The organism is Naumannella cuiyingiana (assembly GCF_013408305.1).
GTDB classification, from domain to species: Bacteria; Actinomycetota; Actinomycetes; order Propionibacteriales; family Propionibacteriaceae; genus Naumannella; species Naumannella cuiyingiana.
In genome coordinates this window covers 2,089,860-2,104,791 of record NZ_JACBZS010000001.1, presented here as the reverse complement: position 1 = coordinate 2,104,791, position 14,932 = coordinate 2,089,860, and the positions used below count along the sequence as shown (strand labels likewise).

At 71.3% G+C, this 14,932-nt stretch carries 11 protein-coding genes; 2 read left to right on the top strand and 9 right to left on the bottom strand.

Going from position 1 to position 14,932, the window contains the following annotated elements; all coding sequences use genetic code 11:
* Window positions 1-6: 6 nt before the first annotated feature.
* The 8 genes from GGQ54_RS09740 to GGQ54_RS09705 form a co-directional block, all read right to left on the bottom strand.
* On the bottom strand, window positions 7-1,161 hold the full coding sequence (locus GGQ54_RS09740; protein ID WP_179445205.1) for a VWA domain-containing protein: 1,155 nt from the start codon (window positions 1,159-1,161) through the stop codon (window positions 7-9).
* A complete protein-coding gene (locus GGQ54_RS09735) occupies window positions 1,158-3,419 on the bottom strand; it encodes a DUF5682 family protein (RefSeq protein ID WP_179445204.1) in 2,262 nt (753 codons plus the stop codon). The genes GGQ54_RS09740 and GGQ54_RS09735 overlap by 4 nt, the downstream gene beginning before the upstream one ends.
* Window positions 3,419-4,495, bottom strand: a complete 1,077-nt coding sequence (locus GGQ54_RS17035) for an ATP-binding protein (protein ID WP_343045921.1) — start codon at window positions 4,493-4,495, stop codon at window positions 3,419-3,421. Before GGQ54_RS17035 ends, GGQ54_RS09735 begins: the two co-directional genes overlap by 1 nt.
* Window positions 4,492-5,739: a DUF5691 domain-containing protein gene (locus GGQ54_RS17030; protein ID WP_179445203.1), complete on the bottom strand. Its 1,248-nt coding sequence runs from the start codon at window positions 5,737-5,739 to the stop codon at window positions 4,492-4,494. Before GGQ54_RS17030 ends, GGQ54_RS17035 begins: the two co-directional genes overlap by 4 nt.
* The gene (locus GGQ54_RS09720) at window positions 5,736-7,037 is read right to left on the bottom strand and encodes an SWIM zinc finger family protein (RefSeq protein WP_179445202.1); all 1,302 of its coding nucleotides are present in this window, start codon (window positions 7,035-7,037) and stop codon (window positions 5,736-5,738) included. Before GGQ54_RS09720 ends, GGQ54_RS17030 begins: the two co-directional genes overlap by 4 nt.
* A gap of 105 nt (window positions 7,038-7,142) precedes the next feature.
* Window positions 7,143-7,955 carry a zinc metalloprotease gene (locus GGQ54_RS09715; protein WP_179445201.1) on the bottom strand — a complete coding sequence of 271 codons (813 nt, stop codon included), beginning with the start codon at window positions 7,953-7,955 and terminating at the stop codon, window positions 7,143-7,145.
* Window positions 7,956-8,168: 213 nt separating this feature from the next.
* Window positions 8,169-8,852 carry a potassium channel family protein gene (locus tag GGQ54_RS09710; protein ID WP_343045920.1) on the bottom strand — a complete coding sequence of 228 codons (684 nt, stop codon included), beginning with the start codon at window positions 8,850-8,852 and terminating at the stop codon, window positions 8,169-8,171.
* An 8-nt stretch (window positions 8,853-8,860) separates the two neighbouring features.
* Window positions 8,861-10,183 (bottom strand): TrkH family potassium uptake protein, encoded by a 1,323-nt coding sequence (locus GGQ54_RS09705; protein ID WP_179445200.1) that lies wholly within the window; start codon window positions 10,181-10,183, stop codon window positions 8,861-8,863.
* Between the two features lie 144 nt (window positions 10,184-10,327).
* Here GGQ54_RS09705 and acs point away from each other — a divergent pair, with 144 nt between their 5' ends.
* The gene (gene acs, locus GGQ54_RS09700; RefSeq protein ID WP_179445199.1) at window positions 10,328-12,295 is read left to right on the top strand and encodes an acetate--CoA ligase; all 1,968 of its coding nucleotides are present in this window, start codon (window positions 10,328-10,330) and stop codon (window positions 12,293-12,295) included.
* A 79-nt stretch (window positions 12,296-12,374) separates the two neighbouring features.
* On the opposite strand, the gene GGQ54_RS09695 is transcribed toward acs, so the two are convergent.
* Window positions 12,375-13,310: a hypothetical protein gene (locus tag GGQ54_RS09695; protein WP_179445198.1), complete on the bottom strand. Its 936-nt coding sequence runs from the start codon at window positions 13,308-13,310 to the stop codon at window positions 12,375-12,377.
* Between the two features lie 319 nt (window positions 13,311-13,629).
* Between GGQ54_RS09695 and nhaA the strand changes: the two genes are divergently transcribed.
* Window positions 13,630-14,850: a Na+/H+ antiporter NhaA gene (gene nhaA / locus GGQ54_RS09690; protein ID WP_179445197.1), complete on the top strand. Its 1,221-nt coding sequence runs from the start codon at window positions 13,630-13,632 to the stop codon at window positions 14,848-14,850.
* Window positions 14,851-14,932 lie beyond the last annotated feature (82 nt).

The following is a 14,932-nucleotide window of genomic DNA, read 5'->3' as shown; positions in this document are numbered from 1 at the left end:
GGTCGATCAGCCCCGACGGTCGGCGCGGTAGCGGTCGGCCCAGCCGGTCAGATCGGCGCCACGGATGGCCGCGGCGAGCAGATCGGGGAAGGCGTCGGGCGTACACGCGAATGCCGGTACGCCGAGCGCGGCCAGTTCCGCGGCGAGATCATGATCATAGGCGGGCGCGCCGGAATCCGCGAGCGCCAGCAGGGCCACGCACTGCACGCCCGAATCCCGCAGCTCGCGCATCCGGGCCAGCAACTCGGCCTCGTTGCCGCCCTCGAACAGATCGCTGATCAGCACGAAGATCGCGCCGCGCGGGTTGGTGATCAACTCCGAGCAGTACGCGACGGCGCGGTTGATGTCCGTGCCGCCGCCGAGCTGGGTACCGAACAGCACGTCCACCGGATCGTCCAGCAGCTCGGTCAGGTCGACGATCTCGGTGTCGAAGGCGACCACCGAGGTCCGCACCGAGCGGATCGAGGCGAGCACGGAGCCGAGGATCGACGCATGGACGACCGATTCGGCCATCGATCCCGACTGGTCGATGGCCAACACCACCTCCCGCTGCACCGCGAGCGAGCGCCGCCCGTAGCCGATCAACCGCTCGGGGATGATCGTCGCGTGCTCCGGCTGGTAGTGGCGCAGGTTCGCCCGGACTGTGCGATTCCAGTCGATGTCGGCGTGCCGCGGCCGCCTGGTACGCGAGGAGCGGTCCAGCGAGCCGCGTACCGCCGCCCGGGTCCGCTCCCCGAGCCGCTTCTCCACCTCCTCGACGACCCGGCGTACCACCTGCCGCGCGGTCGCCCGCGACTCCTCCGGCAGCGCGTCCGACAGCGAGACCAGCGTGGCGACCAGGTTCACGTCGGGCGTGATCGAGTCCAGCATCTCGGGCTCCAGCAGCAGCCGGCGCAGGTTCAACCGCTCGATCGCATCGCGTTGCAGCACCTGCACGACGGTGTTCGGGAAGTAGCCGCGGATGTCGCCCAGCCAGCGCGCGACCCGCGGTGCCGACGACCCCAGACCGGCCTGGCGCCGCTGACCCGCCTCCACCGGCTCACGCGCGTCGTAGAGCTGCCCGAGCGCGGCGTCGAGCCCGCCGTCGGCGCCCGCCAGCTCACCGTCGCCCCCGGTCACCAGTCGCCAGCGGCGCCGCCGCTCGGCATCGGCGTCGCTCACGGTCCACCCCCGATGATCATCTTCACCGTTGCCAACACGCCTCCGGCGTGATCAGGATCGACCTCCGTGTCGGCGCGGGCCGCGGCCGGCTCGGCCAGCCGGTCCGCGACGCGGTTCAGCTCGCGCCGCTCGGCCGGCGCGAACCGCCCGAAGGTACGCCGAAGCATCGGCAGGGTCTCGACGAAGTCGTCCTCGCCCAGCTCGGCCAGCCACGCATCCAGCACCCGCAACAGCCGCTCGTCGTGGATCAGCAGCAGCGGCCCGCCGGCCAGGAAACCCTCGGCCCACAACGCCTTCTCGGCCGCCGGCGTACCGATCGACAGCGCCGCGTGCAGCCGCCTCGCCGCCTCCTCGCCGTCGATCCGCCCGCCGTCCAGCAGCATCCGCACCACCCGCCCCGCGATCCCGGCGGGCAGGTCGGCGCGGCCGAGCAGGGCGGCCAGGGCGGCGTACCACTCGACGTCCGCGCCGGGCAGCAGCGCGACGACGCGATGCACCCGGTCGATACGTTCCCGGGCGTCGGCGGCCGCGTCCTCGGCCAGGCCGGCGAGCGCGGCGCCCAGGCCCGCGCACGCCCGCGACAGCAGCGCGCGCGCCACCCGCGCCAGCTCGGCGGTGTCGGTGCCGCGGACCGTCCCGTAGCGCTGCGCCTCGGCGAGGGGGACCACCGCGTCCAGCAGGTCGGCCACGTCGTTGGTCCGCGCGGCGCGCGCGTCCAGCTCGCGCAGCAGGGGCGGCAACACCTCGGGCAGCTCGGCCGTCAGCGCCGCCGCGATGGCGCCGGTGATCGACGCGAGGGTGTCGGTCCGCCGCAGCAGCCGCGCACCGGCCGCGCCGGCCACGGTCGTCCCCCACAGCGACGCCTCGACCAGCCGTACGGACAGCTCGGGCCGCCAGGCGATCAGCCAACCCTCCTTGAAGGTGCCGAGGCCCCCGGTCGCGATCGGCTCGCCCCAGTCGATGCCGAGCACCACCAGGCGGTGCAGCAGCACCGAGCGGCGCCGGTCGAGGTCGCCGCGCAGGTCGAGCACGATCTCGCGCTCCTCCGCGGCCGGCTTCAGCCGGGCGGCGCGCGCGGCGGCCCGGAAATCGGCCTCCAGCGGCACCGTCGGCGCCCCGTCGGGCACCGTTCCGAGCTGTTCGCCGATCACCGCCTCGCGAAGCACGATCCCGGCCGCCACCTCGCTGCCCTCGCAGAGCACCGAGCGGACCGCGTCGCCGACCTCGGCGAGCCCCGCCAGCGGCCGGCCGCGCAGGGCGGCGAGCGAGTCGGCCAGGCGTACCGCCTCGATCACGTGCGCGCTGGAGGTGGGCAGGTCATGATCACGCAGTACGCCGGCCGCGCGGGTCATCCACCGCTCAACGACCCGGTCGGGGGCGGTGAACAGGTGGTGGTACCAGCCCGGCGACTCCACCCCGGCGCCGTAACCGGAGTACAGGCCGAGGCGCGAATGGGTCCACGGCACCCAGGCCAACGTGACCTTGGCCTTCGGCATCCCGCGCAGCAGTTGGTTGTCGCGGGTGGCCGGCGGCAGCTTCCCGCTCAGCGCCGGCGCGTGCCAGGCCCCGCAGACCACCGCGATCGGGTCGTGTCCCTCCTTGATCACCGCACGCAACATCTTGCGCATGTGCGCCTCGCGGCGGTCCTCGGTGAGCTGGTCCTCGGGATCGCGCTCCGGTGGCGCTGCCTCCCGGACCGCGGCCATCGCCTCGGCCACCGCATCGAACGGGTCGCCGTCGGCGCGGGACTCGATCACGTCGTCCCACCAGCGTTCGGGATCGTCGTAGCCGCCGGCCCGGGCGAGCACCGCGATCGGGTCGGTACGCCAACCGCTGCGCCGATGATCATCCACACCATGATCATCACCGGGTTGATCATCACCGGGTTGATCATCAACGGGCAACGCTTCCGGTCCCGGCGCGGGATCGGCCAGCACGTTCGCGGCGGGCAGGTCCATGAACCGCACACCGGCGCCGTTGCGGACCGCCCAGGACAGGGCCTGCCACTCCGGGGAGAAGACCGCCAGCGGCCAGAACGCCGCCTTCGACGGGTCGTCATTGCGGTAGCCGAGCAGCGCCACCGGCGGCCGCAGCTCCTCATCGGCGACGAACCGGACCAGCGCATCGGCCTCCGGCGGGCCCTCGATCAGCACCACCCGGGGCTGCAGCTCCGCCAGGGCGGCCCGCACGGCGCGCGCGGACCCGGGCCCGTGGTGGCGTACCCCCAGGACCCGGATCCGCGGACCGGACTCGGCCATCAGCCCACCTCGCGGCAGGCCCAGTAGAAGTCCTTCCAGCCCTGACGGTCCCTGACCACCGTCTCCAGGTATTCCGACCAGGCCACCGCATCGGCGACCGGGTCCTTGATCACCGCGCCGACGATGCCGCCCGCGACATCGGCCGGGCCCAGCCGACCGTCGCCGAAGTGCGCGGCCAGCGCGAGGCCGTTGGTGATCACCGAGATCGCCTCGGCGGTGGACAGCCCGCCCGACGGCACCTTCAGGCTGGTCCGGCCGTCCTCGGTCAGGCCGCCGCGCAGCTCGCGGAAGACCGTCACCACGCGGGCGATCTCCTCGCTGGCATCGGTCTGCGGCAGGTCCAGCGTCCGGCCGAGATCGGTCACCCGGCGCGCCACGATGCCCACCTCGGACTCGGCATCGGACGGGAGCGGCAACACGACGGTGTTGAACCGGCGGCGCAGCGCGGAGGACAGCTCGTTCACGCCGCGGTCGCGGTCGTTGGCGGTGGCGATCACGTTGAATCCCTGTACCGCCTGGACCTCGGTGCCCAGCTCGGGCACGGGCAGCGTCTTCTCGCTGAGCACGGTGATCAGCGCGTCCTGCACATCGGACGGGATCCGGGTCAGTTCCTCCACCCGCGCCAGCCTCCCCTCGCGCATCCCCGTCATGATCGGCGAGGCGACCATCGCCTGCTCGGTCGGGCCCTCGGCGAGCAGCCGCGCATAGTTCCAGCCGTAGCGGATCGCCTCCTCCGCGGTGCCCGCCGTGCCCTGCACCAGCAGGGTCGAGTCGCCGCTGATCGCGGCGGCCAGGTGTTCGGACACCCAGGACTTGGCGGTGCCCGGTACGCCGAGCAGCAGCAGCGCGCGGTCGGTGGCGAGGGTCGCCACGGCGATCTCCATCAGCCGGCGCGAGCCGACGTACTTGGGCGTGATCACCGTGCCGTCGGCCAGCTCGGTGCCCATCAGGTAGTCGACCACCGCCCACGGGGACAGCCGCCACCCGGCGGGCCGTTCCCGGTCGTCGGCGCCGGCGAGGGCGGCGAGCTCGTCGGCGTAGGCCTGCTCGGCATGCGGCCGCAGGATGTCGGTCACGGGTTCCCTCCGGGTGGCTGGGGTTGCTCGAACGATGTCGTGGGATCGGGCCGCGCGAGCTGGCGCTCGATCGTGCCGCGCAGGGTGAGCCGCTCGGCGGCGCGACCCCACGCGCTGCGGCCGGCCGGCCCGGGCGCGTCGAAGGACTGGCCGCGGGCGAAATCGGCCGCTTGGCCGATGTCCTCGCCCGGCAGCCGCAGCGCCCACAACTCCCAGGCCGCGGCGGGCACCGGCCGGCTGCCGCGGGAGCGCTCGGCGAGCCAGGCCGCGACCCGGCGGGACAGGTCGCCCGGCCACCACGCGGGCCAGTCGGCGAGCGCCTCCAGCGCCTGGGCCGCCGGCAGCGTGGCGAGCGCCCGGAGCACCCGGTCGGCGCGCTCGTCCTCGGGCAGGAAGCGCCACAGCCGCCAGGTCTCGGGCAGCGTGTTGGCCCGCGGCGTCTCGGCGGCCAGTTCCGCGCGGGCCGCCGCGGCCGCGCGCTCGGCATGGCCGGGTTCGAGCCGGGCGAGCAGCTCGCGCGCGCCCTCGGCGACGGCCCGGCTGCGGTCCTGCGCGGCGGCCTGCACCAGCTCGCGATCGCCCGGCCCCAGCCCGTCGGCGAGCGCGTCGATCAGGCCGGCGCGGTGCCGCGGCGAGAAGTCCGCCAGGCTGGTCGCCAGCAGTTCGCGGGCCGCGGCGGGTTCCGCTGCTCGGCGACGGGCGAACCAGGCCAGCGCCTCGGCCGGCTGGGCGCCGGCGGGCCACCCGTCGGCGAGCGGCGCGACGAGCCGGCGCCAGTCCGGATGCTGCCGGGCCAGCCACCGACCGCCCTCGCCGAGGACCGGTTCGAGCGCCGCGGCGAGCTCGGCATCCGGCGCCCCGGCGCGCGGCGTCCGCGCCCGCTCCAGCAGGTCCGGTACGCGCACCGAGGGCAGCACGCGCCCGCTGCGGGCCACGGCCGCGAGCGCGATCAGCAGCAGGCCGCGGTCGTCGGCGACCCGCTGCAGGACCTGATCGGCGGCGGGCGGAATCACCGGCCGCGTCTCGGCCGCGGGCGGTGCCGGCGGCGTCACCCGCGCGATCACCGGCGCCGCCCTGCGCGCGGTGTCCAACATCGCCGCGGCATCGAGCAGCCGCTCGGCCACCTCGCCGGTGCCGGGGCGTACCTCCTCGGGAAGGTCGTCCAGACCCGGATCGCGGGCGGCGACACCCAGCGTCGCCGCGGCGGCCAGGTCGGCGTACCCCGTCACGGTGCCGCCCGTCACAGCGGACGCACCCGGCCGTCGACGATGCTGCCCGGCGCCAGCCCCGCATCGGACCATTCGCCGAAGAGCGTGACCCCGACGCCGGGCGCGAGCGCCAGCAGCCGCCACAGCACCTCCTCCGGCCCGGTCAGCGGCACCGCCGCCCCGGTCTCGTCCACGAGCGCGAAGCGGCGATCCTCGACGCCGACCAGGCCGGTGACCAGCGCCGGGTGCTGCCGGGTCCACGGGTCGGCGGCAAGCGCGTCGGCGTAGGCGCGGGCGGCGCCGGCCGCGTCGTCGCCGCCGATCCGCCAGCCCTGCACCGGCTCGGCGCTGCCGTGCGATTCGCCGAGCAGCGCCCGCAGCGGCGGTCGGCCCGGATAGAAGTGCAGGTCGGCGTCGAGCGCGGTGCCGGGCAGCAGCGGCATCTCCCACGGGGCGCCGTTGGCGGAGAACAGCAGCACCACTGCCCAGCGATCGGTGCGCTGGCCGCGCAGCCAGACCCGGCGGGTGGAGACCTGTTCCTCCTCGAGATCGCGCACGCCGAGCGCGACCCAGCGATCGCGGACCGGCTCGGTGGCGAGCACGTCGGCGCGCGGCACGGTGAACCCGATCCGGGCGCGGACGGTGGCGGCGAGATCGTCGGGCAGCTCGTCGATCCGGGCCCAAGCGCGGGCCAGCAGGTGCAGACCGGCCAGCTCGCCGAGCAGGCGCTCGGGCCAGCCGGGGCCGGAGGCGATCACCCCGGGCAGCCGGCGCAGCCAGTTGGCGACGCCGCTGGCCTGGGCGTCGATCATCCGCGCGGCGACGGGTTCGGCCCAGCCATAGGGGTCGGTCGCCGCGCGGGCCAGTCCGCCGCGAATCTGGTCGGCGAGCCAGCGGTCGAGCTCGATCAGCCCGCCGGTGACGCGGTCGGCGCGGCGCTCGGCGCGCTGCCGGGCCGCGGCGAGTTGTTCCGGGGTACGCCCGGACGCCTCGGCTTCCGGGCCCGTGGCTCGTTCGGCGAATCCCGCGCCGGCGGGCGGGCGTACCGATCCGTCGGGATTCACCTGACCCTGCGCCCACAGGAACAACAGCCCGAGCGCGTGCTTGCAGGGGAACTTCCGCGACGGGCAACTGCACTTGTAGCGCGGCCCGGCGGTGTCCACGCTCACCCGATACGGGGTACGCCCGGAGCCGCGGCACTCACCCCAGAGCAGGTCCTCGTCCACGCCCACGCCCTGCCAAGGTCCCGGGCTGGCGAGCCGTCGACCGGCGACCTCGGAGGCGGAATCCGGCGCGGCGGCGACCACCCGGTCCACACTCCACCGCTGCGCCACGGCGCCCAGCGTAGGCGAGCCGACCGACGCCACGGAGCGGTGAGCCGAACGCCGGCGGGCCCGGCCACCAGGTGGCCGGGCCCGCCGGTTCGTGCGGTGAGCTGCTCAGGAACCGTAGACCGCGCGCACGCCCTGGCCGTCGAGGCTGGTGAACGACAAGGTGTTGCTGGTGCCGTTGCACTGCGGGTAGTGCATCACCGAGTCCGAGTCGTACGGCGTCAGCGGGCGCCAGTTGTTGTCCTCGAAGCACACGCCGGACTCCGGGCGGGTGTGCTCGTGCCGGAAGCCGAGGATGTGGCCGAACTCGTGGCCGAGGATGTTGCCCGGCGAGGGCACGGTGGAGCGGAAGGTGTCGGACGCGACCAGCACGTTGCGCTGCGACTTCGGCGAGCTGGGGAAGAACGCCCGGGCCAGGTACTGGTTGGTCTGCACCGGCTCGATCGAGAACACCACGTTGGAGTTCGCGGTGGTGCAGTTGCCGTCCTGGGATGAGACGTAGCGGAAGTCGATCGCGGAGGAGGCGTTCTCCCACATCGCTGCGCCGGCTGCGGCGGCGGCGACTGCCTTCGACTTGTTGGTCCCGAAGCGGTCGCTGACGCAGTAGGTCAGGTTGCCGACCTGCGTGCTGCTCCACTTGTCGTCCACGCCGTTGACGGTGTTGATCACCAGGTCACCCGGCTCGCCACCCTCGCCCTCGGCGACCATCCGGTCGTAGTAGCGCTTCAGCTCGCCGAGGTTGCGGATGGACTCGTCGCCGTTCACGACATAAGCGCCGTCGACGTCCTGGTAGGTGCTCGCCCGGAACTCGCGGAACGTGGGGACATCGGTGTCCTCGGCCTGCGCGATCGGAGCGGCGAGCGCCAGCGAACTGGCGACGGCGGCCGCACCGACGAACACTGCCTTCATCCTGCCCTTCATGTTTCCTCCTGATGGGGGGTTCAGTTGGCTGGGCGTCAGTCAACAACGGATCATCCCCGCGGTCAGAAGATCAACTAGGACGATTCCTGCCAGTCAGGTTCCTGCAACGCCGGTATTGATCGATTTGTACGCCGAGCCGGGCGCGGGCGTACCGATCACTGCGCAGAATGCAGCGATCGGCGCGCACTGATCATCGCCGGCGGGCGGGCGCACTCAGCGCAGCAGGGCGAAGTTCTTCACGTCGGCGGCCATCCCGGCCACCAGGATGTCGTCACCGCGACGGATGATCGTGTCCGGCACGGCGTACTCGATGTCGCCGTGCGCGGGCTTCACCGCGATCACCGTCACGTGATAGCGGGTCCGCGGCGCCGACTCGGCCAGCGGCCGATCCCAGGTGAACTCCGGGGCGGCGGTGCGTGCGATCGCCATCCCGTCGTCGAACTCCATCCAGTCCTTCATCGTGCCGGCGATGGTGAAGGCGACCCGCTGGCCGGTGTCGCGCTCGGGATAGACGACGTGATTGGCACCGACCCGTTCCAGGATCTGGCCGTGCTTGCGGGTCAGCGCCTTGGCCCAGATCTGGGGTACGCCCGCCTCGGACACCGTCAGCGTCGTGATCACGCTCGCCTCGATGTCGGCGCCGATGCCCACGACCACCTGCTCGAAGTCGGCCAGCCCGAGCTGCTTCAGCGCCTGCTCGTCGGTGGCGTCGACCTGCGCGGTGTAGGTGAGTTCGTCGGCCCAGCGCTCGACCAGCTCGGCGTCCTCGTCGACCGCCATCACCTCGACTCCCTGGCGGACCAACTCACCGGCCACCGCGGAGCCGAACCGACCGAGACCGATCACCAGCACCGCACCCGGCGCCACCTTCTTCCTGCCACCCCACACTGCACTCACCTCGCGCCTCAGCCGACGATGGGACGTTCCTCGGGCACACGGTAGTACCGGTGCCGGTCGTTCAGCGCGATCGCCGAACCGACCGTGATGGTGCCGACCCGACCGATGAACATCAGCACCATCAAGGTGATCTTCCCGATCGGATCGAGACTCGGCGTGATACCGGTGGACAGGCCGACCGTGGCGAACGCGGAGATCGACTCGAACGCGACGGCCTGCAACGGATGGTCCCCGTTGTTGAGGATGATCAGGGTGCCGAGCACCACCGCCGCGACGCCGAGCAGGGCCACGGTCAGGGCCTGGCGCTGGGTGGCAGGCCCGATCCGCCGGTGGCCGATCACCGTCTCCTGTTCACCGCGCAGCTCCGACCAGATCACGAAGGCCAGCAGGAAGAAGGTGGTGATCTTGATCCCGCCGGCGGTGCCGGCGCTGCCCCCGCCGATGAACATCAACACGTACTGGATCGCGTAGGTCTCCTGGTCCAGCGCCCCGTAGTCGACGCTGTTGAATCCGGCGGTACGCGGCATCACGCCGCCACTGATCGAGCCGATGATCTTGCCCGCCGTGGACAACGGCCCGAGCGTCCCCGGATTGCTCCACTCGAACCAGGCGAAGCTGGCGATCCCGGCCGCCAGCAGCAGCAGCGTACCGCCGACGGTGATGCGCACATGGATGGACCAGTGGCGGACCGGAATCCGCCGGCCCAGCTCGAACAACACCGGAAAGCCGATCCCACCGAGAATCACCGAGGCGCACAGCGGCAACGTGATCCAACCGTCGTCGACGAAGCCCATCAGATTGTCCGAGTACGGCGCGAAGCCTGCGTTGTTGAACGACGAGATCGCCAGGTAGATCCCCTGCCACAACGCCGATCCCCAGTCGTCGGTGTAGGCGATCCGGAAGCGGAGCGTCAGGATGATCGCCACCACGGCCTCGATGCCGAACATGATCGCCGCGATCCGGATCGGCACCTTGCGCACGTCGGCGATGTCGTTGGTGTGCGACTCGGTGCGCGTGATCAACGTCGTCTGCAGGTTCAGCCGGCCGATCACGAACAGGCTGAGCAGCGTGGCCAGGGTCATGATCCCGAAACCGCCGACCTGGATCAGCGCCAAGATCACGACCTGGCCGAAGGTGCTCCAGTGCAGTTCGTTGTCCAGCACCGTCAGGCCGGTCACGCAGACCGCGGAGACGGCGGTGAATGCCGCATCCAGCAGCGAGGTGTCCCGGCCCCGGGAGGAGACGGGCAGGGCGAGCAGCAGCGTACCGATCGCGATCACCACCGCGAACGCCGCGGGGACCACCCGAGTGGGGTGTACGGCGCGCCGCATGAGGTCTCCTCTCCCGAGCCGTCGGACAGCATAGGACGCAACGAGGGGCAACCCGCGCCGGCGACGCCGCGATGACTAGGCTGGCGAGTAGCCGACGCGGCCGCGCTGGTGCGCGCCGCCCGAGAATCGTCGAAGGAGACTGCGGTGAACGCTGAGGCCGGCAACGACGCACTGGACAACCTGCTCACCGAGGAGCGGACCTTCCCGCCGCCGCCGGAACTGGTCGCGCAGGCCAATGTCACCGAGGACACCTATGCGCAGGCGGCGGCCGACGACGAGGCGTTCTGGGCCGAACAGGCCAAGCGGCTCTCCTGGGCCAAGGAGCCCACCGAGGTGGTCGACTGGTCGAACGCTCCGTTCGCGAAGTGGTACGCCGACGGCGAGCTGAATGCGGCGTACAACTGCGTCGACCGACATGTCGAGGCCGGCAACGGCGACCGGGTGGCGTTCCACTTCGAGGGCGAGCCGGGCGACCAGCGCGACATCACCTACGCGCAGTTGAAGGACGAAGTGTCGCAGGCGGCGAATGCCCTGATCGAGCTCGGGGTGCAGGCCGGGGATCGGGTGGCGATCTACCTGCCGATGATCCCCGAGGCCGTGGTGGCGATGCTGGCCTGTGCCCGGATCGGCGCACCGCACACCGTGGTCTTCGGCGGCTTCTCCGCCGACGCGCTCGCCGCCCGGATCAACGACTGCGGCTGCGAGGTCGTGATCACCGCCGACGGTGGCTACCGGCGCGGCAAGCCGGCCGCGTTGAAGCCCGCGGTGGACAAGGCGCTCGAGTCCACCCCCGGCGTGCGGTCGGTGATCGTGATCAGGCGTACCGGCGAGGAAACGCCGATGACCGAGGGACGCGATGTCTGGTGGGACGACATCGTCGGCAGGCAGTCCACCGAGCACACCCCGCAGGCGTTCCCGGCCGAGCACCCGCTCTATGTGATGTACACGTCGGGCTCGACCGGCAAGCCGAAAGGCATCCTGCACACCACGGGCGGCTACCTGGTCGGGACGGCGTACACGCACTGGGCAACGTTCGATCTCAAGCCGGAATCGGATGTGTTCTGGACCGCGGCCGACATCGGCTGGGTGACCGGGCACAGCTATCTGGTCTACGGCCCGCTCGCCAACGGGGCGACCTCGGTGATGTATGAAGGCACGCCGGACACCCCGCACCAGGGCCGGTGGTGGGAGATCATCGACAAGTACGGCGTGACGATCTTGTACTGCGCGCCGACCGCGATCCGGACGTTCATGAAGTGGGGACACGAGATCCCCGAGAAGTACGACCTGTCCTCGCTGCGGGTGCTCGGCTCGGTCGGCGAGCCGATCAACCCCGAGGCCTATGTCTGGTACCGGCACTACATCGGCGGTGACCGTACGCCCGTCGCCGACACCTGGTGGCAGACCGAGACCGGGATGCACATGATCTCCCCGATGCCCGGGGTGGCCGATGGCAAGCCGGGCGCGGCGATGCGGGCGGTGCCGGGAATCAGCGTCGAGGTGGTGAACGACGAGGGCCAGCCGGTGGGCAACGGCAAGGGCGGCTATCTCGTGGTGACCAAGCCTTGGCCTGCGATGCTGCGGACGCTGTGGAACGAGGACGAGCGCTACGTCGAGACGTATTGGTCGCGGTTCCCCGGGATGTACTTCGCCGGCGACGGCGCCAAGCGTGACGACGACGGCGACATCTGGCTGCTCGGGCGGGTCGACGACGTGATGAACGTGTCCGGGCACCGGATGTCGACCACGGAGATCGAGTCCGCCCTGGTGTCGCACCCGAAGGTGGCCGAGGCGGCCGTGGTGGGCGCGACCGACGAGACCACCGGGCAGGCGATCGTGGCCTTCGTGATCCTGCGGGGCGAGGCCGGCGACGGCGGCCCCGAGATCGTCCAGGAGCTGCGCAACCACGTCGCCCAGGAAATCGGCGCGATCGCCAAGCCACGCTCGATCATGGTCGTCGCCGAGCTGCCGAAGACCCGCTCGGGCAAGATCATGAGGCGCCTTCTCCGCGATGTCGCCGAGAACCGCGAGATGGGCGACGTCACCACCCTGCAGGACTCCTCGGTGATGGACCAGATCAAGGGCGGGATGTCGGCCTCCTCGGAGGACTGACTCGTCTCTGCATGCCGAACTTGCAGTTGCATGTCGGGCCCGACATGCAACTGCAAGTTCGGCATGCATCTGGAGGGGATCACCCTTGCGGGCGGTTGCGCAGCCGGGCCGCCCGGAAGTCATCGAGGTGCACTCCACAGAACTCCAGCTCGGTCAGGTCGGCCCAGATCCAGCGCAGGATCTCCCACCCGGCCCGGATCAGTCTGCGTTCTCGTTCCTTCTCGAGCGCAATCGCGGTGGCCGCATCGGGCCCACCCGGCAGCGAGCCATATTTCGTCATGCCGTCGAACTCCCCCAGGATGCCCAGGTCGGGCCAGGCAAAGTCGGCGCGCCCGAGCAGTGAGCCCCGCACCCACACCTCGTACTGCAGTTGGGGCGGCGGAAAGCCCGCGACCTCCATCAGCCAGCGAACGACTGACTCGCCGGGGCTCTCGGCACCGGCCTGACCGAACTCAACCACCCGTCGCGCCCGGCCGATGCCGGGCCGGGGACCGTCGTCTGCGCAGATCCGCTCGAGCTCGGCGCGCTCCAGGCCAGCGCGCAGCGCCGCATCCACGAGCGCCACGCCCTGCTCCGGGAGGACTTGCCGAGCGAGATCAACCACGGTTCGGGCAAGCGATGTCGTCCGGTGTCCGCCGATCTCCACGATGTCGCGCGGGTCGACATCTGCCATGTGGACCCTCAGGTGACGAGACGATTGACCGCCGCCGCGGGCCCGCGGACGCGACACGGTGACCTTTGTCAGGTCTGTACCGGTACGCCGTTGCCCCGGCAGCACCGTGATCAACGGAAGCCCGTGCAGCACGGCGGCGGACTCGTGACTGACCACGGCCGGCGCACGGAGCTGCGGCAGGGTCCCCTCGATCAGTTGCCTGTGCCGAGACGTCCAGTCGGTCGCCAGTTCTTCGGCATAAGCGCCCCGGCGAACCGATGACAGTGCACCCCCGCGCTTCATCATCGCCAGGTCCCGGTGGGTGACGCCGGCGAGGAGCAGCTTTCGTGTCAACTGGATCACCCACCGATCCCAGCAAGGAACCGGGCGAGGATCACCACCCGAGCCGACATCTGTGGACAACTTCGGGATGCTCCAGACACCTGGCGCGCCGACATCCTCTTCAGCTCGTCACCCGTCTGCATGCCGAACTTGCAGTTGCATGTCGGGCACGACATGCAACTGCAAGTTCGGCACGCATCGGGAGGGGGCTACCGCAAGATGCGAACGGCGATCCCTCGCCCCCTTGATAGGGTCGACGCTGGTGTGCCGGGAAGTCTGGTCGGCGTTGGGTGCGCGATGTCCGCGCGCGCAGCTCCGAAGTTCTTGAGCCGAGGTGAACATGACCGACAAGCCGCGCCGACCGATTGTGCTGTTTCGCTCCAGCGACAATGAGGACACCAGGGCCGTATCCGACATCCTGCGCCACGAGACCACGGGCGGCGCGCTGATGCTCGCTGCCACGGTCGTGGCGCTGATCTGGGCCAACTTCGGCACGGAGATCTACGAGGGCCTGCGCAGCACCTACCTCGGCCCGATGGACATCGCGCACTGGGCCTCCTCGGGCCTGCTGACGATCTTCTTCTTCGTCGCCGGGCTGGAGCTGAAGCGCGAGCTCACCTCCGGGTCGCTGGCCAAACCCGCCCAGGCGCTGGTGCCGATCGTTGCCGCGGTCTGCGGCATGATCGTCCCCGCGCTGATCTACCTGGCGATCAACTCCACGGCCCCCGGGGGCGACCCGCGCGGCTGGGCCATCCCGATGGCGACCGACATCGCCTTCGCGATGGCCATCCTGGCCGCGGTGGGCTCGCGTCTGCCGAACAGCCTGCGCGCCTTCTTGCTGACCCTGGCCATCGTCGACGACCTCGGTGCGATCATCGTGATCGCCGTCGTCTTCACCAGCGACCTGAACCTGCTCTGGCTGGCCGGCGCCGGGGTCTGCCTGCTGCTCTGGTGGCTGCTGCAGCGCAAGCACATCACGGGCTGGTACCTCTACGTGCCGCTCGCGATCATCACCTGGTACTGCATGTACGCCTCGGGCGTGCACGCCACGATCGCCGGGGTCGCGCTCGGCATGCTCTCGCGCTCCACGCCCGACGACCCGCACGATCCGGTCGATCGCTGGCAGCACTTCTGGCACCCGATCAGCGCGGGCTTCGCCGTGCCGATCTTCGCGCTGTTCTCGGCGGGTGTGTTGCTGCCGCCGGAGCTGCTCGCCGACATGGTGACCCGGCCGATGGCACTGGGCATTGCCGCCGGCCTGATCGTCGGCAAGGTGATCGGCGTCTTCGGCGGGGCGTACCTGACCACCCGATTAACCAATGCGTCCCTGGCGCCGGATCTGCGCTGGTCGGAGGTGCTCGCTGCCTCCGTGCTCGCCGGCGTCGGATTCACGGTGGCGATCTTCATCAGTGAGCTGACCTTTGCCGGCGAACCCGTGCTCGTGGACGAGGCGAAGGCATCGGTGCTGTTCGCGTCGGCGACGGCCGCCGTGGTGGCGGCTGTCTTCCTGCGGATCCTCGTCCGGCGCCGCGCCAGGGACGGCGAACTCACCGACGATTGAGGCATTCCGCGTACCCTCCGGGCCGTGCTGGTACGCCATCGCGACGACGGGCACTAGGCTCGGTATGCAACGCACGCCATGC